The organism is Devosia soli (genome assembly GCF_000970455.1).
GTDB lineage: Bacteria > Pseudomonadota > Alphaproteobacteria > Rhizobiales > Devosiaceae > Devosia > Devosia soli.
In genome coordinates this window covers 1-434 of sequence record NZ_LAJG01000046.1, presented here as the reverse complement: position 1 = coordinate 434, position 434 = coordinate 1, and the positions used below count along the sequence as shown (strand labels likewise).

Here is a 434-nt window from a genome sequence, read left to right as displayed (position 1 = left end):
TTCGCATATAACTTCCAGAGCGCCGGTGCCGGCATCAACAACACGGCCAATGCCGGCGACAATGCCAAGCGTCCCCTTGAGGTTACAAAGCCCTATGGCCGCAAGGTCGGCGCCTATACCCTTCTCATGGTCATCGACGATCGCACCGACGAAATGGCCTTCGAAAAGTGGGAACACTACAAGAAGGGCACAGACCTCGAAGCAATCGCCTGGTCGCGCGACCAGGCGATTGCTTCGAGGTCTGTGCCCTTCTTGTAGTGTTCCCACTTTTCGAAGGCCATTTCGTCGGTGCGATCGTCGATGACCATGAGAAGGGTATAGGCGCCGACCTTGCGGCCATAGGGCTTTGTAACCTCAAGGGGACGCTTGGCATTGTCGCCGGCATTGGCCGTGTTGTTGATGCCGGCACCGGCGCTCTGGAAGTTATATGCGAA

Annotated in this window: 2 pseudogenes; one reads left to right on the top strand and one right to left on the bottom strand. The window is 57.1% G+C overall.

The features are described 5' to 3' along the window. A pseudogene (locus VW35_RS21700) lies at positions 1-258 on the top strand (pyrimidine utilization protein A); the annotation flags it as partial. Here the strand turns inward: VW35_RS21700 and VW35_RS21695 are convergent. Continuing rightward, positions 177-434: pseudogene (locus VW35_RS21695) on the bottom strand (pyrimidine utilization protein A); the annotation flags it as partial. The pseudogenes VW35_RS21700 and VW35_RS21695 overlap by 82 nt on opposite strands.